The organism is Mycolicibacterium boenickei, assembly GCF_010731295.1.
In the GTDB taxonomy this organism is placed as follows: Bacteria; Actinomycetota; Actinomycetes; order Mycobacteriales; family Mycobacteriaceae; genus Mycobacterium; species Mycobacterium boenickei.
In genome coordinates this window covers 5,862,643-5,881,937 of sequence record NZ_AP022579.1, presented here as the reverse complement: position 1 = coordinate 5,881,937, position 19,295 = coordinate 5,862,643, and the positions used below count along the sequence as shown (strand labels likewise).

Sequence of the window (19,295 nt, the reverse complement as noted above, 5' to 3'; positions counted from 1 at the left end):
AATCGGGGTACCGTCATGGTGGACAGACCCGCAACGTCGGCAGGTCCGCGCATGGAATGGTTCATCGCAGACGAATATTGGTTGGCCAGACAGGTATTGCAGCGGGGGACCGCCGCGATCTACCTGATCGCGTTCATCGTGGCGGCCCGGCAGTTCCGCGGGCTGCTCGGTGAGCGGGGGCTGCTCCCGATACCTCGGTTCCTGGCCGCCAACTCGTTCCGCAGCGCCCCGAGTCTGTTCCAGTTCCACTACTCGGACCGCTTTTTCGCCTGCGTGTGTATCGCCGGGGCGGTGTTCTCAGCGGCCCTGCTGGCGGGCTTCGGGGACCTGGTGCCGTTGTGGGCCGCGATGCCGACCTGGTTGCTGGTCTGGGTGCTGTACCTGTCGATCGTCAACGTCGGGCAGACGTGGTACTCGTTCGGCTGGGAGTCGTTGCTTCTCGAAGCCGGGTTCCTGGTGATGTTCCTGGGCAACGATGACGTCGGGCCTCCGCTTCTGGTGCTGCTGCTGGCCCGCTGGCTGTTGTTCCGCGTCGAGTTCGGCGCGGGCCTGATCAAGCTGCGCGGCGACCCGTGCTGGCGCAACCTCACCTGCTTGTACTACCACCACGAGACACAGCCCATGCCTGGCCCGCTGAGCTGGTTCTTCCACCACCTGCCCAAGCCGCTGCACCGAGTGGAGGTGGCCGGCAACCACTTCGCCCAACTCGTCGTGCCGTTCGCCTTGTTCACCCCGCAGCCGGTGGCGAGTTGGGCGGCGATCGTCGTGATCATCACCCAGCTGTGGCTGGTGGCGTCGGGCAACTTCGCCTGGCTCAACTGGATCACCATCGTTCTCGCCTTCAGTGCGCTCTCGGATTCCACTGCAGCCGTGCTGCTCCCGGTGCCCGAACACCAATTCGGCCAGACCCCAATCTGGTTCGTCGTCGTGGTGACCGCCTTCGCCGTTGGGGTGGCGACCCTGAGCTACTGGCCCGCGCGCAATCTCTTCTCCAGGCGGCAGCGGATGAACGCCTCCTACAACCGGTATCACCTGGTGAACTCCTACGGGGCGTTCGGCACGGTAGGCCGCACGCGCGATGAGGTGGTGTTGGAGGGCACCTCGGACCCGCAGTTGAGCGACCACACCGTCTGGAAGGAATACGAGTTCAAGGGCAAGCCAGGCGATGTCCGTCGGTGGCCGCGCCAGTTCGCGCCCTACCATCTGCGGTTGGACTGGCTGATGTGGTTCGCGGCCATATCGCCGGCGTACGCCCACGGTTGGCTGCGCATGCTGTTGACCAGACTCCTGGAGAACGACCGGGACACACTGAAGCTGCTGCGGTCCAACCCATTCCCCGATGAACCGCCCCGTTACGTGCGCGCCCGGCTGTACCGCTACGAGTTCAGCACCTGGACCGAACTGCGTCGCGACCATGTCTGGTGGCACCGTATCTCGCTCGGCGTGTACGTCCCGCCGCAAACGTTGCCGTCGGCCGGGCGGTCATCCGCCGGCGCGCAGTGACCGCTGATACCGGCGCATGCCCGCGATCCACCGGTCGTAATCGGAACCCTTGTGGCGGTACATGTCGAGCACCTGGGGGTGCGGCAGTACGAGGAACCGGTCTGCCTTTACCGCGTCGACAGTGGCCGCCGCGACGTCCTGGGCGCTGATCACCTCGCCGGACTGCACGATCGACGCGGCACCGGCCGCGGAATCCGGATCTGCTGACGCGCGCACCGCATCGAGCAGCGGGGTGGCCACCCCCAACGGGCACACGCAGCTGACCCCGACGCCGTCGTCGCCGTAGGTGATGGCCAGCCACTCGGCGAATCCGACCGCCGCGTGCTTGGTGACGGCGTATCCGGCCGCTCCGATCTGGGACAGCAGACCCGCCGCCGAGGCGACCGAGACGAAGTACCCGCCACCGCGCGAGAGCCATTGCGGGACAAGCACTTGCGCAGCCCTGATGTGGGAGCGCAGGTTGACGTCCAGGATCGCATCCCAGTCCTGGTCGGTGCCGAGGCCCGGCGCGCCGATGATGCCTGCGTTGGCGACATAGATGTCGACCGGGCCGAACGCAGTGGCGGTCAGTGCCTCGATGTCGGCCGTGGCCCCCGCGTCGGCCCGGGCTCCGAGCGCCTGCCCGCCGCCGGACCGGATCTGCGCGGCGGTCTGCTCGGCGGACTCACCGTTGAGGTCGGCGGCCACCACCCGGGCGCCTTCGGCGGCGAACGATTCGGCCAGTGCGCGGCCGATGCCTGATCCGGCGCCGGTGATGACCGCGACCGAGTTCTCAATCTGCATGCCTCCTGCTTACAGACTTTCGGCGTCGAGCGTGCACAGAGATCGCGCAGAACGCCGAAAGCGTGAGCTCTGTGCACGCTCGACTGCCCCACATGGCTACCCGAAGTGCACGCCCTGGGCCAGCGGTAGCTCCGAGGAGTAGTTGACCGTGTTGGTCGCGCGACGCATGTACGCCTTCCATGCGTCCGACCCGGATTCGCGGCCTCCACCGGTGTGCTTCTCGCCGCCGAACGCGCCGCCGATCTCGGCACCGGAGGTTCCGATGTTGACGTTGGCGATACCGCAGTCAGAACCGTCGGCGGCCATGAACCGCTCAGCCTCCCGCACGTCGGTGGTGAAAATTGCCGACGAAAGGCCCTGCGGTACTGCGTTGTTCAGGGCGATCGCGTCGTCGATATCGTCGTAGGTCAGCACATAGAGGATCGGGGCGAAGGTCTCGGTGTGTACGACCGCGGTCTGTCCCGGCATCCGCACCACGGCGGGGGCGACATAGAACGCACCCTCGTCACCGAGGTCGTGCCGTTCGCCGCCGAACACCTCGCCGCCGTCGGCGCGGGCCTGCTCCAGCGCCCCCACCATGTCGCGGTAGGCGCGAGTGTGAATGAGCGGCCCGACCAGGGTCCCGTCCACGCTCGGATCACCGATCGGCAGGCTCTGATAGGCCGCGACGATCCGCGACACCATGTCGTCGGCGATGGAAGTGTGCACGATCAGCCGGCGCAGCGTGGTGCACCGTTGGCCCGCGGTGCCCGCCGCGGAGAACACGATGGCACGCACCGCGAGGTCCAGGTCGGCCGAAGGCGTGACGATCGCGGCGTTGTTGCCGCCGAGTTCGAGCAGCACCTTGCCGAACCGCGCCGCCACCCGAGGACCGACCTGCTGGCCCATCCGCACCGAGCCGGTCGCGCTGACCAGCGCCACCCGTGGATCGTCGACCAACCGCTCACCCAACTCGCGTCCGCCCAGGATGAGCCGGCTGACAGTACCGACAACTCCAACGTCGGAGGCGGCGCGTTCGATCAGCGCCTGGCAGGCGATCGCGGTGAGCGGGGTGAGTTCCGACGGTTTCCACACCACGGTGTCGCCGCAGACCAGCGCGACCGCGGTGTTCCACGCCCACACCGCGACCGGGAAGTTGAACGCGGTGATGACCCCGACGACGCCCAGCGGGTGCCAGGTCTCCATGAGCCGGTGGCCAGGGCGCTCGGAAGCGATGGTGCGGCCGTACAACTGGCGCGAGAGCCCGACGGCGAACTGGCAGATGTCGATCATCTCCTGCACCTCGCCCAGTGCCTCGGAAGTGATCTTGCCCGCCTCCACAGTCACCAGGGTCGCCAGATCTGCCTTGTGCTCGACGAGCAACTCGCCCAGGCGTGCCACCAGCGCGCCCCGCACCGGCGCCGGGGTGGTGCGCCACGTCGAGAAGGCTTGTGCGGCAGCGGCAATCGAGGCATCGACCTGCTCTGAACTGTCTTCGGGCAGGGTGAACAACACGTCGCCGCTGATCGGTGTGCTGGCGTGCAGACCAGGGCCCGGAGCGCTGGGCTCGCCCAGTTCTGCTGTCGCACCGACGGCGGTCAGAGCTTGCCGCACCCGCCGGCGCAGCTCCTCTGCGGTGGGGAGATCGGTGCGTTCGGTGGTGGTCATCGTGTGCCTTTCTGTGGTCGCCGAGGAGTTACAGTGCGGGCCATGGGTGAAGCCGACGAGTACGTGCTGGACGACACCGACCGGATCCTGGTCCGCGCCCTCGCCGCGGACGGCAGGGCCACGCTGGCGCAGCTGGCATCGGCGGCCGGATTGTCGGTCTCGGCGGTGCAGGCGCGGGTACGCCGGTTGGAGTCGCGGGGTGTGGTGACCGGATATGCCGCGCGGCTCAATCCCGAGGCGCTGGGCAACATGCTCTCGGCGTTCGTCGCCATCACTCCTCTCGATCCATCCCAACCCGATGATGCACCCGCGCGGTTGCAGCGCATCCCCGAAATCGAATCGTGCCACTCGGTGGCGGGCGAGGAGAGCTACGTCCTGCTGGTCCGGGTTGCCTCGGCCCGGGCGTTGGAGGACCTGCTCCAGCGGATCAGGACCGCCGCCAACGTCCGGACGCGCAGCACCATCATTTTGCAGACATTTTACAGCGGCAGAGATTACATTCCGTAACTGTTACGGTCGCAGCGGGCAGAAGCCGTAAAGATTCCGTTAGGATGGGGTCATGACCGCAGTGCTGACGAACACGCCGCGCATCACTCCCGACCAGGTGCGCGCAGTCCTGGCGGGCAGCATCCTGACCGACGGCTTCGACTTCGTCCTCGATCTGGACCACTCTCGGGGCTCGTACCTGGTGGATGCGCGCACCGGCGAACGCTTCCTGGACATGTTCACGTTCTTCGCCTCATCCGCGCTCGGAATGAACCACCCGGCGCTGGCCGGTGATTCTCCCGAAGCTGAGGCCTTCCGCTCCGAACTCGCCCGGGTGGCGATCAACAAGCCGAGCAATTCCGACATCTACAGCGTGCCGATGGCCCGGTTCGTCGACACGTTCCGGCGGGTGCTCGGTGACCCGGACCTGCCGCACCTGTTCTTTGTCGACGGGGGAGCTTTGGCGGTCGAGAACGCACTCAAGGTGGCCTTCGACTGGAAGAGCCGGCACAACGAGGCCCGGGGGATCGACCCGGCGCTGGGTACCAAGGTGTTACACCTGCGCGGGGCGTTCCACGGTCGCAGCGGGTACACCATGTCGCTGACCAACACCGATCCGGTCAAGGTGGCCCGCTTCCCGAAGTTCGACTGGCCCCGCATCGACGCCCCGTACCTGCGCCCCGGCGCGGATATCGCTGCACTCGAAGCTGATTCGCTGCGAGCGGCGAGAGCGGCCTTCGAAGCCAACCCACACGACATCGCCTGCTTCATCGCCGAACCGATCCAAGGCGAGGGCGGTGACCGGCACATGCGGCCCGAGTTCTTCGCGGCGATGCGCCGGTTGTGCGACGAGTTCGACGCGCTGTTGATCTTCGACGAGGTGCAGACCGGGTGCGGGATCACCGGAACTGCCTGGGCCTACCAGCAATTGGGGGTGACGCCGGATGTGGTCGCCTTCGGGAAGAAGACGCAGGTGTGTGGGGTGATGGCGGGCCGCAAGGTCGACGACATCGCCGACAACGTCTTCACGGTGAGCTCTCGGATCAACTCCACCTGGGGTGGCAACCTGGTCGACATGGTGCGCTCACGACGCATCCTCGAAGTGGTCGAGTCCGAGGGGCTGTTTCGCAACGCCGAAATGACGGGTGACTACCTGCTCGGCCAGTTACGGCTGCTGGCAGAGGATTTCCCAGAAACGGTGCTCGATCCTCGTGGCCGCGGCCTGATGTGTGCGTTCAGCCTGCGCACCGCACTCGCGCGCGACGAGCTGGTGCGGCGCATGTGGGACCGCCACGTCATCATGCTGCCGAGTGGGGCCGATTCCGTGCGGTTCCGGCCGTCGTTGGGTGTGACCCGCAAGGAGATCGACGAGTGCCTGGCGGCGGTGCGGGATGCGCTGCGAGCGCCGCTGACAGGTTAGGGCTGGTCGGCGGCCGGTTCTTCGGACGACGCCGCGCGTCGCAGGATCGACCTGAGCCTGGGCAGGTCGGAGCCACCCACCAATTCGCAACCGTGAAGTTCGGCGAGTTTGCGTGCCGCCGGGGTGAACTCGTTGTTCGTCACCACCATGGTCCTGGCGCAATCCTGCATCGGCGCGCCTGCCACCACCTCCTGCACGGCGCCGGCACCCACCGGCCGTGCCAGCCGTTTGCATTGCACGGCAATGCGGTTCGGCCGGTGACCGACGATCAGATCCACGCCCCAGTCCCCGGTGAGCGGCGTCATGATCACCGGCAACCCGCAGGACCGGGCCACGTGAGCCACGTGGTCCTCGAATTCCAGTCCGGTCATCTCCGTAGCTGCCTGCTCGCGGACGCCGGGAGTGCTGGCCCCATGGAACGCGCCCGCCAGGAACCGCGGAGTGGCGGCCAGGACCAGCGGCACCACGGCGCCGACCGCCAGGCTCCAGGCCGCGCCCATACCGGCCAGATGGCTGGCGAGCGCACCTGCCGCACCGGCGGCGAGGAAGAGCTTGATCCGAAGCCGTCTCACGGCGCCGAATGTAGAGGGCGCCTGTGACAAATCGACGGAACGGCTGTCGTCTCGGCGGGTTAATCTCATTCCGTGACGAGTGATCCCGCTACGGGGACCCCTGAGTCGCCGATCGAGCATGCATTTGCCGGCGGCGAGCCGCAGCGTGTCGGTTGGTTCCGGTTCTACTTCGCCGACGAGCGTTGGGAATGGTCCCCCCAGGTGGAGCGGATGCACGGGTACGAACCCGGCACCGCGAACCCCACTACTGAGCTGGTGCTGTCCCACAAGCACCCGGAGGACTACGGGCAGGTCGCTGCCACCTTGCTCGAGATCCGTCGCACCTCGGGCGCGTTCAGCACCCGGCACCGGATCATCGACACTGCCGGCGACGTCCATCACGTCGTCGTGGTGGGGGACCAGCTCTTCGACGACTCCGGCGCGGTTGTCGGCACGCACGGTTTCTACGTCGACGTCTCGCCGTCCATCACGCAGGCGCGCGAGGAGGCCGTCACCGAGGCGGTGGCGGAGATCGCCGAGGCCCGTGGTGTCATCGAGCAGGCCAAGGGCATGTTGATGCTGATCTACCGGATCAACGAGGACGCGGCATTCGAGTTGCTGAAGTGGCGGTCACAAGAGACCAACACCAAGTTGCGACTGCTCGCCGAGCAGCTGGCAGAAGATTTCCTCGCGCTGGACTACAGCGAGACGCTGCCCAGCCGCGCGATCTTGGACCGGCTCCTGCTCACCGCCCACCTGCGGGTCCGCCCCGAGGTTTAGCCAGGCCAGGTCCAGGGAAGACTCCCGGCGCTGATCCGAAGCGAACCGGGAGATGACTCATGACGGCTCCGACGCTGACCGCGCTGGCGCTGGTCTGCAGCCTCAAACGCCGGCCGGCGGAGTCCAGCAGCGAGTTGATCGCCGGCCAGGTCCTCGAGAATCTGGGAGTGCTCGGCGTGGGAACGGAGTCGCTGCGCTGCGCGGATTTCGTCATCGAACCCGGGGTAGAGGCCGACATGGGTGGCGACGACCAGTGGCCGGAGATCCGCAAGAAGGTCCTCGAGGCCGACATCCTGCTGCTGTCGACACCGGTATGGCTCGGGCATCCGTCGAGCATCACCCAGCGCGTCCTGGAACGGCTCGACGCCGAACTGTCCAACACCGACGACGCCGGCCGCCCCGTGGTGGCGGGCAAAGTGGCCCTGGTGTCGGTCGTCGGCAACGAGGACGGTGCGCACAAGACGGTCGCCGACATCTTCCAGGCACTCAACGACATCGGCTACACCATCCCGGCCCAGGGCTGCACGTACTGGAACGGCGAAGCCATGCACGGCACCGATTACCAGGACCTCGATGAGGTGCCGGCTCCAGTCGCCGACGCCACCGCCGCGGCTGCGCGTAATGCGGCACATCTGGCGGGACTGCTCAAGGTGGGCGAGTACCCGCGTTACGAGTGAGAGGGGAGAACCATGAAAGGTCCCGACGACCCGGTCGACCACACCAGGACCACCCGGCCGCACGCCGGCGAGTCGATGAAGGACAACCGCAATATGCCCGCGCTGGTCCTCGTCGGCCTGGGCGTGGTGATGTTCGTGGCGTGTCTGGTCGGCTTCGCGACCGGCAACACCGGGGTAGGGGTGGTGCTCGCGGTCCTGGCCGCCGTCGGTCTGCTCGCCGGCGGGTTGTGGCTGGCCATCGCGCACCTGCGCGTGCGCCGGATCGAAGAACGTTGGTACGCAGAGCATCCCGAGGTGATCAGGCAAGCGCCCAACAGTTGACCTGACAAGGCGAGATGGCCCAGCCAATGGTGGCTGGGCCATCTCTTCAATCAGGTCGGCCTAGGGCCGCTGGTTCGCCTGCTCTCGTTGTTCGGCGGCCTTTGCTCCCGCCCGGGCCGATTCTGCTTCGGCTTCCTTCTTGGCGGCGTCCTTTTGTGCATCGGCCTTGTCCTGCTGGGCTTTGCCCTCACGAACAAGATCCTCGCGGCCGGTCACGGTGCCGACAGCTTCCTTTGCCTTGCCCTTGACGTCCTCGACGACGCCCTTGATGCCTTCTTCGGGTCCTGAGTTCTTCTCGGTCATGCTTACCTTTCCGCTGCTGGAGTGGATTGGTCATTTCCACGCGGTTTTCTCCACGCACCCATCTGGATGCCCGGATGCCGCGGCACTAAACGTGACGTGACGAAACCGACATTGCCGGACTCCGCGTTTGCCGAGGGCACAGATGGGTACCGAATAAGAATGCTTTCCGTTGGCGCCGAGAGCGTTTACCGGCCGCAGCACGACACGTGGCTGCTCATCGATGCGCTGGAGCGCAGCGACGTGGTGGTGGGCCGACGTGTGGTGGACCTCTGCTCGGGAAGCGGCGCGGTGGCCATCGCGGCCGCCGAACTGGGCGCCAGCGCGGTTACGGCGCTGGATATTTCGCCGGCCGCGGTGCACTGTACCCAGGCGAACGCACTGGCCGCGCAGGTCGATGTCGAGGCGGTACTCGGGTCCTGGAGTCAGGCGCTGGAGCAGGAACCGTTCGACGTCGTCGTCTGCAATCCGCCCTATGTACCGGTCGGGCCGGGCACTGCTTTGGGAACGGTCTCACCGACCGGTCCCATGGCTTCGTGGGACGGCGGCCCCGACGGCCGCCTGGTACTGGACCCGCTGTGCCGGTCGGCTGCGGCCATGCTGGCCGAGGGTGGTTCCCTGTTTCTGGTGCAGTCCGAATTCGCCGACACCGAACGGTCACTTCGATCACTGCGTGCCAGCGGACTGCATGCGGAAATCTATGCCACGCAATTGATTCCCTTCGGTCCGGTGCTGCACGGCCAGGCGCATTGGTTGCGGGAGAGCGGACGGTTGTTACCCGGTCGCGCCGAGGAGTGGCTTGTCGTCATCCGGGCGGACAAGCCATGAACGAGTCGCGGGCGGTGCGCGTGGTGGATGGCGGACCGATCCTCGTCGAGGGGCCGGTGCGCATCGAACTGCCGGATGGCACCATCGTGGAATCCGATCGGTTCATGGTGGCGATCTGTACGTGCCGCCGGTCCAAGATGTACCCGTTGTGCGATACCAGTCACCGCAAGATCAAACGCTCAGGCAAGCGGTCGGCTTAGCGAGCTACGTTCGGCCAGCCAGCATTTCATCAGGTGATCGGCCAACCGATCTTCCAGTACGCCGAAGGCGCGTATCCCGAACACCACGTCGGTGTCGAGTTCGGGCTCACGCCGCACCAGTTCGCCCACCACGTCGTGTCGCACGACCTGTTCGTGTACCGCATCGGCTTCCACGTGCTCGCGGTAGAAGCGCACGCAGGCTTCGGGTGCATCGAGTCTCTGCAGTGCGGCCACCATGCGCTGCGAGCCCGGAGACGACGTGATCTCGGTGGCGGCGAAATGTCCGGCAGCGGCGCCGCGCAGCCGGCGGTGCAGCCCGAACATCGACATCAGATTGACCACCGCCAGGGTCTCGGCCGGCACCGCGCTCAGATAGCCCAGGTAGCTGTCGTCCAGCCCGGCCGCGCACAGTAGATCGCCGAACAGCTGCTGGTGCACACGGGTGCCGGCGCCTGCCCCGTACTCGTCGAACTCGACGGCCACGAATGATGCTTTCGCCTGCCCGCCGAGGCGCGGAATCAGCCAGGCGTGCGGGTCGCCCTCTTTGAGGTGGTACAGCGAGCGGTGGACGAAGTACTCCCGCATCTGCGTCCAGGTGCCCTCGTCGCGCAGGTGGTGAGAGGGTCCGGTTCCGTCCGCCGGTTCGACCGACAGCCGTGCCATCTCGTCCTCGGCAGTGTCGTCGGGGTCGATGGCACCGACCTCGCGCCGGACCGCGGACAGAAAGGACCGTTCCAGTTGTGAGCGCAGATGCAACAGCCCGGCGTTCCACTCCCAGGCCGGGTCGACCCCGGCGAAGCCCCGGTAGTGCAGCTCGTAGCAGACGTACAGGGCCAGCTGCAGATCGAGTTGGAACGGGTCGGCATCGCGCAGCGGCACCCATACCGGTTCGAGATGATTGTGTGGGGCTCGTTCGCCCAGACACTCGATCACTGCCCGTGAGATAGGCCCACAGGCGTACGGGAGCGTCGGTTCGGTGGTATCGGGGAAGCTGGTCATCGCGCGACAGGTATTCCCGTCTGCGGCGCTGGTAAACCCAGTCGTCGGCGGCGATCACGGTTTGCGGCGCCTGACTCCGGGTATTCAGCGACCAGGGTGAGAATCGAGGTCACCATGGCCGGGGCAGCACAACCCGAACGGCGTGACATGGAGTTCGTCTTCGAGCGGATCGCCGAGGTCATCGACCGCCAGCGCAGGTGCGCACTGATCGAGCACGCCATGGTCGAGCGGATCTGGCACTGGCCGGCTGAGGCGATCACCGACTGCGCAGGGCCGGAGAGCTTCGGCGATAGCCGGCACGCAGCGTGATGTGGTCGGATCCGACCCTGGCCACATCGCCCCATTCGGCCAGGAAGGTCTCCCGGTGCCGCCAGCGGGCGATGGTGGCGATGAGGGCCGGGGCGTTGATGCCGGTGCGCTCGTAACCGAGATACGCCGAGCGGGTTCGAGGACTGATCACCAGGCCCACCACAACAGGAGTCGACGGATGGGCGCCGCGGGCGGTGGCGTATTCGAGCCGGACGTCGACGACGGTGCCGACCGGGTGGTGGCCGGCATCCAGTACGCGGATGCCCAGGAGGTTACTCAGCTGCATGGCGTCCGCCTGGGACCCGGGCCACGATGTGATCGCGCAGCCAACGCTCGACCCAATTCGTGTCGAATCGGGTTTCGGTGGGTGACAGCCGCACGGTGACACCGACCGATGACACGAGCTTCCACGGGATCTCGTGCAACAGCGAGCGAGGAGGGGCACCGCCGAGGATGCGGGTCATCACCACGTGCCCGGACAGGATCGCGGTCACGCGCGGCGGCGGACTGCCGGTATCGATGTCCTGGTCGAGGTCGATGCCGTCGATCTCGAGATCGTCGACGATGCCGACCGGGTCACCGTCGTGGTCGAGCAGCTGGCGGTCCAACAGATGCAGCCGGGCGTCGAGTGCCCTCGGCCTGGTCATTGACCCGCTCCGGTCACGATCATCAGCGGTATGGCGGCCACCGAGGCCGCCACGATTATCACCAGGTACACCGAGCCGAACATGTTGAGCAGCCTTCCGTTCGTCTTGTCGCCCATGTATTCCGGATCGTTGGCCACGATGAGGATGGGTAGGTAGGTGAGGGGGAGGGCGATCGCCGAGAACACCACCGAGTACTCGGTGACCATGATGGGGTCGATGCCGGTGAACAGGACGGCGGCGCCGACCACGATGCTCACGAACATCACCACGTGGAAACGGGACGCCTCGGCGGGACGGCGGAACTTGCCCCACGGCCACCCGAAGAACTGCGCCAGGGTGTATCCGCTGGACAGCGTCGTCTCCAGGGCCGCGCCGAAGGTGGCCGCCACGATGCCGACGATCGCGAACGCCAGTGCCAGTTTGCCGCCGGCCTCGACGACTGGAATGACGACCTGAGACAGCGAGGTCACCTCGATCTGGCCTGGTAACAGAACCAGGGTCGCGCAGGCGGCGATGGCCACCGAGAGAATGCCGCCCAGCGGGAAGCCGACCAGGACGTTGAGCCGTGACACACCGAGATCCTTTGTCTTCCAGTGCTCTTCGACGGCTCCGGAGGAGAAGAAGAACACCTCGTACGGAGTCATCGCCGCGCCGAACAGCGCGATCGCGTAGTACCAGTAGGTGGCCGACGACTCGGTCTCCGGAATCACCGGTTGCGCAGCCTGATGGGCCAGATCTCCCCAATTCGGTTGCAGGGCAAACACGGCGACGGCGAACACGATAAGACACAGCCCGGCCAAACCGGCGGTGTTCTCCATGACCGAGAACTTGACCCGCCAGATCACCAGCCACACCGCTACGGCCGCGACCGGGATCCACAGCATTCGCCCGACATCGGTGGCCAGCTGCAATGCCAGTGCCACGCCACCGATCTCGGCCGTCAGTGTCATGAGGTTGATCAGAAATGAGGCGGTCAGGTTGGCTGCTGCGGTCCGTGGACCCAAACGCTCCCTGATGATCTCGAACGTGGCGCGCCCGCTGACCGCCGCGACCCGGCCCGCCATCTGCGCGAACAGGCAGATTCCGATCACCCCGACGAGCACCACCCAGACCAGCGCCAGACCGAACCGCGAACCGACCACGGCATTGGTCACCAGATCACCGATGTCGAGGAAACCGCCGATCGCGGTCAGGATCCCCAGCGCCACCGCGAAGAATTTCTTCATCAGCGGTACCCGGCTTCCAGCGCATCGGCGGACGCCACGAGCTGCCTGTGAAGCGCGGACAACTCGGGCGCAGTGGTCACGTCGCGGACCCGCGCCGATGCCGCATTGAGCTGTCCGATGATCGTTGTCATGGCTTCGGTCAGCATCCGCTGGCGATCGAGGTCAACCGGATCGTCGGCCTTGAGATCGGCGATTCCCTTGTAGGCCTTGGCAATCTCGTCCCGCGCATCGGCGACCTGGACACTGACCAACTGTGGCGTGGACCGGTCTCGCAGCCGTAGGTCGAGTGCGTACGCGCCGCTGCGGGCCGCGGCCACCGTCTCCTCCATGGCCCGGGCGAGTTGGCCGGGCATCCCGTCCCGATTGGCCGGGCAACATGTCAGCAGCAGACCCAGCCCGACGACCAGCAGGGCGGCAAGCAGCACCGCCCGTATTCGTCGAGGTTTGTCTTCGGCGTCCCCTTCGTCCGACATGGCGGTCTCCCTCACTCGGGGAGTGTTTCGCCGTCTTCGCGGTCGAACTCGTCGAGGCCGGAATCCTCCGTGACCACCTCACGCTGCTCCTGCCAGTCGGGGTCGGTCGCCTCCAACGGCGGGCTGTCCAGGCCGGAGACCGGGGCCTCGGTGTCCGGCACCGATTCGCTCTGCTCACGTCGCTGTTCGAGCGCATCTGCAACCGGCACCTCGTCGGGCACGTCGTCGCGTGTCATGCTGCCGGAATACCCCGTGCCTCATTGATCAAACGCTGCGGTCACCTCACTTCCGCCTGCCCGCCTTGCGGATCAGTCGCGCTGTGCTGCCCTCCAAGATCGCCTGACGTTTGTCACTGTTGCGGACACGGGCGGCCCGGCGGGCACCGGCAGCGATCGTGAGCCCGGTCCGGTAGGCGTCGACCACGCGGGGATCGACGTAGGCACTGCGGGCCACTGCCGGAGTGTTGCCGAGCGCCTCGGCGACCTCGCGCATCACCGCGGCTTCGACGCGTTTGACCACCTTGTCGTCGGTGGGAGGGTCGGCATCTACGAACGCCTCGGCCGCCAACACCGTGCCGTGCCAGGTCCGCAGATCCTTCACGGTGTAGTCATCGCCGACCATCTCTTTGAACCGAACATTGAGATCGTCGGCATGCACCTGCGTCCAGTCGGGCGAGTTGCGGAAGGCCAGCAGTCGGTCTCCGTTGCGCCGGTTCCGCTGCAGCGACCGGACGGCACGCACCACGGCTGGGTCCTCGACGAGCAGCGTGCGTCGCACACCGCTCTTGGCCGGATAGTCGAACTCGACAGCGTCTGCGTGCAGGGTGATGTGGTCACGCAGCAATGTGGCGATTCCGAACGAGTTGTTCTCCTCGGCGTACTGGTCCCCACCGGCCCGGAAGTACCCGAGGTCCAGCAGGCGTAGGCCCAGTGCCAGTACGCGTTCGCGGGTCAGTCCCCGCCGGCGCAGGTCAGTCGCGAGGTCGGAACGCCAGTCGGCGAGCCTGGCCGACAGCTCCAGTACCCGATCGAATTTCTCCTCGCCGCGCTCCTCCTGCCACTGGGAGTGGTAGAGGTATTGCCGCCGGCCCGCAGCGTCGGTACCGACGGCTTGTATGTGTCCGTTGGGATGTGGACAGATCCAGACTTTCCGCCACGCCGGCGGAATCACCAGCTGCTCGATCCGTCGCAGCGTCGCCGTATCGGCGACGCTGACGCCGGCCTCGTCGTGATAACTGAATCCGCGACCACGGCGTCTCCGGTGTATCCCTGGCCCGCCGACATCGCTACGACGCAGTCTCACTGCGCCGGGCCCGTCGGTTTAGCTACCCGACGACTCTGGGTACGCGACGAGTATGTCATCGTCAGGCCGCACATCGAGGCCATCGCTGACTGTGTTGCATGGTCGGCGAGTACCCCACTGGGGATCTGGACACACCAGCGGACCGCAAGCCGTGGAGCTGCGGGTGCGCGCCGGGACCGAGGCGCTGGCCGTGTTGCGCGCCATGACGGGCTGTCTGGCCAAATACGAAGAGCTCGACAGTGATACGGCTGCCGATCTGGCCTTGGCGGTGGACGAAGCGTGCACCGTGCTGATCGGTTTGGCTGCACCAGGAGCCACTCTCGTACTCGTCGCAGACCCCCGCGTCCGCGATCTGAACGTTCGGATCTCGACAATCTGCGACAGTGTGCACAGCGGCCCCGACAGCGTCGTCTTGAGCGGCTTCAGTCGCCGGGTCCTGGAAGCGCTCGCCGAAGATGTCGAAACCTTCGTCGACGACGCTGGTTTCGGAAGTGACACCGGCGGTCCACCGGCGGTCGGCATCTCGCTGACCATCCGGCGGAACCGGCCCGGGGTTTCGGCGCGTCGCTAGCGGGGCACGTGCACCATCTGCAGCTGCCGTGGCTGGTTACGCAGCTTCGACAGGGCGGCAGGGAGTCCGGTGGATGTCGGCAGGGCGCGGGCGGGATCGCAGATCCCGAGCACCCGCGACACGGCGGTGCTGGGAATCAACACCCAGTCGATGTTCTCTCCGGCGCAGCGCACATTGAGGGTATGCAGGCAGGCGAAGCATCCTGCGCCGAAGAACTCGACCTCGCTCATATCCAGAACCATCTGTCCGCTGGGCCTGCTGTGTCGGATTCCGCATTCGGTCAGCTCAACGGCATTGGAGGCGTCCAGCTCACCGTGGACGCTGATCACGGCGGTGGCCGGCCACAACCATTGGGTGCAGAATTCCGCACGGGTGTGGTCGTTGGTAGTTCGTACGACTCGTTTCGCCGCATTCATAGTGGGCATCAGTGACTCCTCAGTAGAAATACTGCGGTCACGTCACTCTTCAGGCTCTGTGGGCTCAAAACCCCTGGGTACAGGGGGTGTCACGACCCTGCACCCGATGACGATTCCGGGGCGGCTGTGAACTCAACCTGTCTTGGACTCTACGCGCCATCGATGGCTCGAACAATCGGTCGCGGGGGCTGATCTGCCCCTCCCGTCGCGTCGGCCACGTGTGCCACAGCATTACCAGGTGGTAAGTAGATTCGGGGTGTGCGGGGCTGCCGGTTCTTGGAAGATATTGGGCCACAACATTATCGAGGTCGGCCTTCAGAGGCGTCCGAGTAGGATTGGCGCGCCGGGTCCGGTGAGCTCCTCGGCGGCTTGCCGACGGCCGGTCATGGCCAGCAGTAGTGCCTCTCCGGTGCCGGTGACCTCGGGGCCGCTCCCGTGATCCCACTCGATGTCGTTGGCGCGCAGTCGAAGTCCCTTTATCCGACGGCCGGCCCCCAGTCGCGGGTTGCCCGGCACCAAGGGCAGGATTCTTCGCAGGCGCTGGGCCGGCACGGTGCGGGGAACGCCGAGCGCGCGGCGGATGTCCTGGTGATGGACGGTGCCGTCAATTAATCCGATCATCCCGCCGAATCCCGCGGTCAGACCCTGTGGCCGCAGATGGCGGTTGAGGAAATCGAGCAGCTCATCGGTCGACATGGCCGAGTATTCGGCCACGCCGACCTCGTTGGCGCGCACCACCCGTCCCTTCGCAAAGCGCTTGAGCAGACCGGGAAGTCCCAGCTCCTCGTAGCTGATGACGTGTGCCACAACGTCTTTCACCGTCCATCCGGTGCACAGTGATTCGGTATGCCATTGCGCAGGGGTCAGGGTGGCCAGGAATTCGGCGAGATCGGCCCGCTCGTCCCGGGCCAGGTCCATCAGGGACGGCTCGTCGGAGGTCATCGCACGGTCTCCTGCGCGACCACGTCGAGGAAGCGGTCGAGGTACAGCGGCCATCCGGCATCGCCGCCGACGCCGTCGGCCACGGAACGCCAGCCTTCGCCGTGGCGCTCGAGGTGTCGGTGCTCAAGCTCCACCCGGGTGCGATCGGCCCCCTCGGCGATGAACCGGACCTCCACCTCGCTCGTGCGACTCGGGTCGGATTCGATCTGCCAGGTCGGTCCGATGTCCCACGAGAAGACGACCCGTGTCGGCGGGTCATAGGCCAGGACCCGCGCCCATTCGCACCGACTGCCATCGGTACCGACGTCGTATATGTGGCCGCCGACGCGCGGTTCGAAGACCGTCTGCACGATCGGCACGGCGAGCAGGTTGTGTTCGCGGGGTTTGATCGCGTCGAACCGGTCGATGAACACCGCGAACGCGCGGTCCACCGCTGCGTTGACGACGACGCTCTTGCGGATGGGTTCGACCTCTGCGGGCATCATTGCGGCTGTCCCTCCTGCTCGACGATGTTCTTGTAGGCGTCCAACGCCTGGCCCCAAAAGCTGTCCAGCTCGGCCCGAAGCGCCGCCATGCCGTCCGGGTCGACGTGGTAGACGCGCCGTGTTCCGTCGGCCCGATCCCCAACCAGCCCAGCGCATTTCAGTACCTTAAGGTGTTGCGAGACCGCCGGTCGGCTGATCGGGAGTTCGCGGGCCAATTCGCCCACTGCCATGGGTCCCGCCGCCAACCGTCTGATGATCGCCCGCCGGCTGCCATCGGCCAGGGCGGCCCATGGATCGCTCACTGGGTAAGTCACCACGAACGGTAAGTCTACGCTTACCGATGCTGGGCGTCGAGATCCTGGTCGGGCGCGACAGTCACCGGCAGCTGCGCGAGGCGCCATTCGAGCATGCCGTCGTTCAGCCGGATCGGCCGGCGGCCGTGTTCGGAGAGCAGCCGCACGGCGTCGTAGGCGAAGACGCAGTATTCGCCGCGGCAATACACCACGATGTCCGTGTCGGTGGGCAGTTCACCGATGCGCTCGCCGAGTTCGTCGACCGGGATCGACACGGCGCCGGGTATGTGTCCCGCCCGGTATTCCTCGGCCGGCCGGACATCGAGAATCACGGCGCCGCCGGCGACTCGCTCGGGAAGCTGATCCCGATCGATCGTCCCGATCACCGCGCTCTCGGGATTGCCGGACAGCAGGTAGCCGTCCCGGGCCGCGGGCACCCCGGGCTGGTGGGCCTCGGCGACCTTGCGCAACAGCGCGAACAGTTCCGCCACGTCATCGCCCGAGAGCCGGTAGTAGATCCTGGCCCCGCTGCGTCGGGTGGCGACGAATCCGGCCTGTTTGAGGGTCTGTAGATGCGCGGACGCGGTGGTCAGATTCAGCCCGGCGGCCCTGGCCAGGGAATCGACGGTGCGCTCACCTTGGCTCAGCAGGTCGAGTAGTTCCAGCCGCGACGGGTTCGACAGTGCCTTGCCGGATGCGGCGAAGGCTTCGTAGAGCCGTAGCTTCGCCGGTGATTTCTCCCTTACCTGCATATTCCACCTTTCCATGGAATAGTGTAGCCTCGGACTCAGGATGCCGCCACGGCTCGGCGCGGCGTCGGGTCAGGAGAACGGGTACGGGCATGCGATGACCGACACCATCCATTCCGGGCACAGGCAGGTACGGCTCGGGCTGCGCGAAAACTGGCTGCAATTCAGCTTTTTGGTGATCGTCAACGTCTGCGTCGGCGGTCTTGTCGGCCTGGAACGCACCACGGTGCCCGTGATCGGCACCGACGTATTCGGCCTGACCAACGATCTCGCGGTCTTCGCGTTCATCATCGCCTTCGGCCTGACCAAGGCGCTGACCAACCTCGCCGCCGGCGCGCTCACCGCGCGGTTCACCCGCAAGCAGTTGTTGCTGGCCGGTTGGGCGGTCGGTGTCCCGGTGCCGTTCATGCTGGCCTGGGGTTCGTCGTGGTGGTGGATCATCGGTGCGAACGTGCTGCTCGGGCTCAACCAGGGCCTGACCTGGTCGATGACGGTCAACATGAAGATCGATCTGGTCGGCCCGCAACGGCGTGGGCTGGCCACCGGCCTGAACGAGGCGGCAGGCTACGCCGCGGTGGGTGTCACGGCTCTGCTGACCGGCTATCTGGCGACGGTCTACGGACTGCGGCCCGTACCCGAACTGATCGGGGTGGTGTTCGTCGTCGCCGGCTTGGGCCTGTCGCTGATCGTCCGCGACACGGCGGCCCACGTCGCACTCGAGCTGTCGCAGCACCCGCACCCCGAACACGGTGACCCGCAAGGATTCTGGAGAACCTTCGCGACGACGTCGTGGACCGATCGGCGGTTACGCGGGGCCAGCCAGGCCGGGCTGATCAACAACCTCAACGATGGCCTCACCTGGGGTGTGTTCCCGCTGCTGTTCATCGACCACGGCCTGGGCCTGGCCGCGGTGGGGCTGATCAAGGGGCTATACCCGTTGCTGTGGGGGCTTGGACAGATCCCCACCGGCCACCTGGCCGATCGGATCGGGCGCAAACCACTGATCGTCTGGGGCATGCTGGTCCAGTCGCTGGGATTCGTGCTCGCCCTGGCATTGCTCAGCTGGCCCCTGGCGGCAGGCATCGCCTCGGCCACCGCGCTGGGTATCGGTACCGCGATGGTCTATCCGGCACTGATCGCGTCGATCTCCGACCACGCCCACCCGTCCTGGCGTGCCAATGCCCTGGGCGCCTACCGGTTCTGGCGTGACATCGGCTATGCGGCGGGCGCACTGGTCGCCGGCGTGCTGGCCGACGCCGTCAACCTCAACGCCACGGTGGTGGCCGCGGCAATGCTCACCGCCGGCTCCGGACTGCTGGCCGCCCGCTGGATCACCGACCAACCGAAACGCCAGGTTTGCCCGAATGTTTGACCCGCGCGTCAGCCG

General features: G+C 66.5%; 27 protein-coding genes. 11 read left to right on the top strand and 16 right to left on the bottom strand.

Features of this window, described 5'->3' with window-relative positions:
- The first annotated feature begins 51 nt into the window (after positions 1-51).
- Positions 52-1,503: a lipase maturation factor family protein gene (locus tag G6N57_RS28210; RefSeq protein WP_077743438.1), complete on the top strand. Its 1,452-nt coding sequence runs from the start codon at positions 52-54 to the stop codon at positions 1,501-1,503.
- Here the strand turns inward: G6N57_RS28210 and G6N57_RS28205 are convergent.
- Complete coding sequence (locus G6N57_RS28205) at positions 1,483-2,286, bottom strand: SDR family oxidoreductase (RefSeq protein ID WP_077743439.1); 804 nt, start codon at positions 2,284-2,286, stop codon at positions 1,483-1,485. The genes G6N57_RS28210 and G6N57_RS28205 overlap by 21 nt on opposite strands.
- Positions 2,287-2,382: 96 nt before the next feature.
- Positions 2,383-3,933, bottom strand: coding sequence for an L-piperidine-6-carboxylate dehydrogenase (gene amaB, locus G6N57_RS28200; RefSeq protein ID WP_077743440.1), 1,551 nt, complete (start codon positions 3,931-3,933; stop codon positions 2,383-2,385).
- Positions 3,934-3,975: 42 nt separating this feature from the next.
- Here amaB and G6N57_RS28195 point away from each other — a divergent pair, with 42 nt between their 5' ends.
- Positions 3,976-4,440, top strand: a complete 465-nt coding sequence (locus tag G6N57_RS28195; protein WP_077743441.1) for an Lrp/AsnC family transcriptional regulator — start codon at positions 3,976-3,978, stop codon at positions 4,438-4,440.
- A gap of 52 nt (positions 4,441-4,492) precedes the next feature.
- Positions 4,493-5,839: an L-lysine 6-transaminase gene (lat, locus tag G6N57_RS28190; RefSeq protein ID WP_077743442.1), complete on the top strand. Its 1,347-nt coding sequence runs from the start codon at positions 4,493-4,495 to the stop codon at positions 5,837-5,839.
- Here lat and G6N57_RS28185 read toward each other — a convergent pair.
- Positions 5,836-6,411 carry a restriction endonuclease gene (locus tag G6N57_RS28185; protein WP_234815818.1) on the bottom strand — a complete coding sequence of 192 codons (576 nt, stop codon included), beginning with the start codon at positions 6,409-6,411 and terminating at the stop codon, positions 5,836-5,838. The genes lat and G6N57_RS28185 overlap by 4 nt on opposite strands.
- 72 nt (positions 6,412-6,483) lie before the next feature.
- Here G6N57_RS28185 and G6N57_RS28180 point away from each other — a divergent pair, with 72 nt between their 5' ends.
- The 3 genes from G6N57_RS28180 to usfY are packed head-to-tail and all read left to right on the top strand — an operon-like array spanning position 6,484 to position 8,168.
- A complete protein-coding gene (locus G6N57_RS28180; protein WP_077743444.1) occupies positions 6,484-7,170 on the top strand; it encodes a PAS and ANTAR domain-containing protein in 687 nt (228 codons plus the stop codon).
- A gap of 59 nt (positions 7,171-7,229) precedes the next feature.
- Positions 7,230-7,847, top strand: a complete 618-nt coding sequence (locus G6N57_RS28175; RefSeq protein WP_077743445.1) for a flavodoxin family protein — start codon at positions 7,230-7,232, stop codon at positions 7,845-7,847.
- A 12-nt stretch (positions 7,848-7,859) separates the two neighbouring features.
- Complete coding sequence (gene usfY, locus G6N57_RS28170; RefSeq protein WP_077743446.1) at positions 7,860-8,168, top strand: protein UsfY; 309 nt, start codon at positions 7,860-7,862, stop codon at positions 8,166-8,168.
- A gap of 60 nt (positions 8,169-8,228) precedes the next feature.
- Here usfY and mbp1 read toward each other — a convergent pair whose 3' ends face one another.
- Positions 8,229-8,471, bottom strand: a complete 243-nt coding sequence (gene mbp1, locus G6N57_RS28165; RefSeq protein WP_077743447.1) for a microaggregate-binding protein 1 — start codon at positions 8,469-8,471, stop codon at positions 8,229-8,231.
- A gap of 159 nt (positions 8,472-8,630) precedes the next feature.
- Here mbp1 and G6N57_RS28160 point away from each other — a divergent pair, with 159 nt between their 5' ends.
- Positions 8,631-9,296, top strand: coding sequence for a HemK2/MTQ2 family protein methyltransferase (locus G6N57_RS28160; RefSeq protein ID WP_077743448.1), 666 nt, complete (start codon positions 8,631-8,633; stop codon positions 9,294-9,296).
- Positions 9,293-9,496: a CDGSH iron-sulfur domain-containing protein gene (locus tag G6N57_RS28155; RefSeq protein ID WP_077743449.1), complete on the top strand. Its 204-nt coding sequence runs from the start codon at positions 9,293-9,295 to the stop codon at positions 9,494-9,496. The genes G6N57_RS28160 and G6N57_RS28155 overlap by 4 nt, the downstream gene beginning before the upstream one ends.
- Here G6N57_RS28155 and G6N57_RS28150 read toward each other — a convergent pair.
- Positions 9,476-10,495, bottom strand: coding sequence for an iron-containing redox enzyme family protein (locus G6N57_RS28150; RefSeq protein ID WP_077743450.1), 1,020 nt, complete (start codon positions 10,493-10,495; stop codon positions 9,476-9,478). The two genes, G6N57_RS28155 and G6N57_RS28150, sit on opposite strands and share 21 nt — an antisense overlap.
- Before the next feature lie 96 nt (positions 10,496-10,591).
- Here G6N57_RS28150 and G6N57_RS28145 point away from each other — a divergent pair, with 96 nt between their 5' ends.
- Positions 10,592-10,804: a hypothetical protein gene (locus G6N57_RS28145; RefSeq protein ID WP_077743451.1), complete on the top strand. Its 213-nt coding sequence runs from the start codon at positions 10,592-10,594 to the stop codon at positions 10,802-10,804.
- Here G6N57_RS28145 and G6N57_RS28140 read toward each other — a convergent pair.
- From G6N57_RS28140 to G6N57_RS28115, 6 genes are read right to left on the bottom strand one after another with little or no spacing between them, the layout of a single operon-like run.
- Entirely contained in the window at positions 10,752-11,090 is a 339-nt protein-coding gene (locus G6N57_RS28140; RefSeq protein ID WP_077743452.1) for a hypothetical protein, read from the bottom strand. The two genes, G6N57_RS28145 and G6N57_RS28140, sit on opposite strands and share 53 nt — an antisense overlap.
- Positions 11,077-11,451 (bottom strand): PRC-barrel domain-containing protein, encoded by a 375-nt coding sequence (locus tag G6N57_RS28135; RefSeq protein WP_077743453.1) that lies wholly within the window; start codon positions 11,449-11,451, stop codon positions 11,077-11,079. The genes G6N57_RS28140 and G6N57_RS28135 overlap by 14 nt, the downstream gene beginning before the upstream one ends.
- Positions 11,448-12,677, bottom strand: a complete 1,230-nt coding sequence (locus tag G6N57_RS28130; RefSeq protein WP_077743454.1) for an Nramp family divalent metal transporter — start codon at positions 12,675-12,677, stop codon at positions 11,448-11,450. The genes G6N57_RS28135 and G6N57_RS28130 overlap by 4 nt, the downstream gene beginning before the upstream one ends.
- Complete coding sequence (locus G6N57_RS28125; RefSeq protein ID WP_077743585.1) at positions 12,677-13,150, bottom strand: hypothetical protein; 474 nt, start codon at positions 13,148-13,150, stop codon at positions 12,677-12,679. The genes G6N57_RS28130 and G6N57_RS28125 overlap by 1 nt, the downstream gene beginning before the upstream one ends.
- A gap of 11 nt (positions 13,151-13,161) precedes the next feature.
- A complete protein-coding gene (locus tag G6N57_RS28120) occupies positions 13,162-13,386 on the bottom strand; it encodes a hypothetical protein (RefSeq protein WP_077743455.1) in 225 nt (74 codons plus the stop codon).
- Between the two features lie 46 nt (positions 13,387-13,432).
- The gene (locus tag G6N57_RS28115) at positions 13,433-14,452 is read right to left on the bottom strand and encodes a DNA topoisomerase IB (RefSeq protein ID WP_077743456.1); all 1,020 of its coding nucleotides are present in this window, start codon (positions 14,450-14,452) and stop codon (positions 13,433-13,435) included.
- A gap of 163 nt (positions 14,453-14,615) precedes the next feature.
- On the opposite strand from G6N57_RS28115, the gene G6N57_RS28110 reads away from it, so the two are divergent.
- Positions 14,616-15,023 (top strand): anti-sigma factor, encoded by a 408-nt coding sequence (locus tag G6N57_RS28110; protein ID WP_133118374.1) that lies wholly within the window; start codon positions 14,616-14,618, stop codon positions 15,021-15,023.
- Here G6N57_RS28110 and G6N57_RS28105 read toward each other — a convergent pair.
- From G6N57_RS28105 to G6N57_RS28085, 5 genes are all read right to left on the bottom strand, one after another.
- A complete protein-coding gene (locus G6N57_RS28105; protein ID WP_077743457.1) occupies positions 15,020-15,448 on the bottom strand; it encodes an STAS domain-containing protein in 429 nt (142 codons plus the stop codon). The two genes, G6N57_RS28110 and G6N57_RS28105, sit on opposite strands and share 4 nt — an antisense overlap.
- Before the next feature lie 306 nt (positions 15,449-15,754).
- Positions 15,755-16,381, bottom strand: a complete 627-nt coding sequence (locus G6N57_RS28100) for a maleylpyruvate isomerase family mycothiol-dependent enzyme (protein WP_077743458.1) — start codon at positions 16,379-16,381, stop codon at positions 15,755-15,757.
- Positions 16,378-16,866 (bottom strand): SRPBCC family protein, encoded by a 489-nt coding sequence (locus G6N57_RS28095; protein ID WP_077743459.1) that lies wholly within the window; start codon positions 16,864-16,866, stop codon positions 16,378-16,380. Before G6N57_RS28095 ends, G6N57_RS28100 begins: the two co-directional genes overlap by 4 nt.
- Positions 16,863-17,183 (bottom strand): ArsR/SmtB family transcription factor, encoded by a 321-nt coding sequence (locus G6N57_RS28090; RefSeq protein ID WP_077743460.1) that lies wholly within the window; start codon positions 17,181-17,183, stop codon positions 16,863-16,865. The genes G6N57_RS28095 and G6N57_RS28090 overlap by 4 nt, the downstream gene beginning before the upstream one ends.
- 17 nt (positions 17,184-17,200) lie before the next feature.
- Positions 17,201-17,926, bottom strand: a complete 726-nt coding sequence (locus tag G6N57_RS28085) for an ArsR/SmtB family transcription factor (RefSeq protein WP_407665955.1) — start codon at positions 17,924-17,926, stop codon at positions 17,201-17,203.
- A gap of 25 nt (positions 17,927-17,951) precedes the next feature.
- Between G6N57_RS28085 and G6N57_RS28080 the strand changes: the two genes are divergently transcribed.
- Entirely contained in the window at positions 17,952-19,280 is a 1,329-nt protein-coding gene (locus tag G6N57_RS28080; RefSeq protein ID WP_234815817.1) for an MFS transporter, read from the top strand.
- Positions 19,281-19,295 lie beyond the last annotated feature (15 nt).

Coding starts and splice junctions, on each gene's coding strand:
- G6N57_RS28210 (WP_077743438.1), top strand. CDS start 52: ATGGAATGGTTCATCGCAGACGAATATTGGTTGGCCAGACAGGTATTG.
- G6N57_RS28205 (WP_077743439.1), bottom strand. CDS start 2,286: ATGCAGATTGAGAACTCGGTCGCGGTCATCACCGGCGCCGGATCAGGC.
- amaB (WP_077743440.1), bottom strand. CDS start 3,933: ATGACCACCACCGAACGCACCGATCTCCCCACCGCAGAGGAGCTGCGC.
- G6N57_RS28195 (WP_077743441.1), top strand. CDS start 3,976: ATGGGTGAAGCCGACGAGTACGTGCTGGACGACACCGACCGGATCCTG.
- lat (WP_077743442.1), top strand. CDS start 4,493: ATGACCGCAGTGCTGACGAACACGCCGCGCATCACTCCCGACCAGGTG.
- G6N57_RS28175 (WP_077743445.1), top strand. CDS start 7,230: ATGACGGCTCCGACGCTGACCGCGCTGGCGCTGGTCTGCAGCCTCAAA.
- usfY (WP_077743446.1), top strand. CDS start 7,860: ATGAAAGGTCCCGACGACCCGGTCGACCACACCAGGACCACCCGGCCG.
- mbp1 (WP_077743447.1), bottom strand. CDS start 8,471: ATGACCGAGAAGAACTCAGGACCCGAAGAAGGCATCAAGGGCGTCGTC.
- G6N57_RS28160 (WP_077743448.1), top strand. CDS start 8,631: ATGCTTTCCGTTGGCGCCGAGAGCGTTTACCGGCCGCAGCACGACACG.
- G6N57_RS28155 (WP_077743449.1), top strand. CDS start 9,293: ATGAACGAGTCGCGGGCGGTGCGCGTGGTGGATGGCGGACCGATCCTC.
- G6N57_RS28150 (WP_077743450.1), bottom strand. CDS start 10,495: ATGACCAGCTTCCCCGATACCACCGAACCGACGCTCCCGTACGCCTGT.
- G6N57_RS28140 (WP_077743452.1), bottom strand. CDS start 11,090: ATGCAGCTGAGTAACCTCCTGGGCATCCGCGTACTGGATGCCGGCCAC.
- G6N57_RS28135 (WP_077743453.1), bottom strand. CDS start 11,451: ATGACCAGGCCGAGGGCACTCGACGCCCGGCTGCATCTGTTGGACCGC.
- G6N57_RS28130 (WP_077743454.1), bottom strand. CDS start 12,677: ATGAAGAAATTCTTCGCGGTGGCGCTGGGGATCCTGACCGCGATCGGC.
- G6N57_RS28125 (WP_077743585.1), bottom strand. CDS start 13,150: ATGTCGGACGAAGGGGACGCCGAAGACAAACCTCGACGAATACGGGCG.
- G6N57_RS28120 (WP_077743455.1), bottom strand. CDS start 13,386: ATGACACGCGACGACGTGCCCGACGAGGTGCCGGTTGCAGATGCGCTC.
- G6N57_RS28105 (WP_077743457.1), bottom strand. CDS start 15,448: ATGCCCACTATGAATGCGGCGAAACGAGTCGTACGAACTACCAACGAC.
- G6N57_RS28100 (WP_077743458.1), bottom strand. CDS start 16,381: ATGACCTCCGACGAGCCGTCCCTGATGGACCTGGCCCGGGACGAGCGG.
- G6N57_RS28095 (WP_077743459.1), bottom strand. CDS start 16,866: ATGATGCCCGCAGAGGTCGAACCCATCCGCAAGAGCGTCGTCGTCAAC.
- G6N57_RS28085 (WP_407665955.1), bottom strand. CDS start 17,926: ATGGAAAGGTGGAATATGCAGGTAAGGGAGAAATCACCGGCGAAGCTA.
- G6N57_RS28080 (WP_234815817.1), top strand. CDS start 17,952: ATGCCGCCACGGCTCGGCGCGGCGTCGGGTCAGGAGAACGGGTACGGG.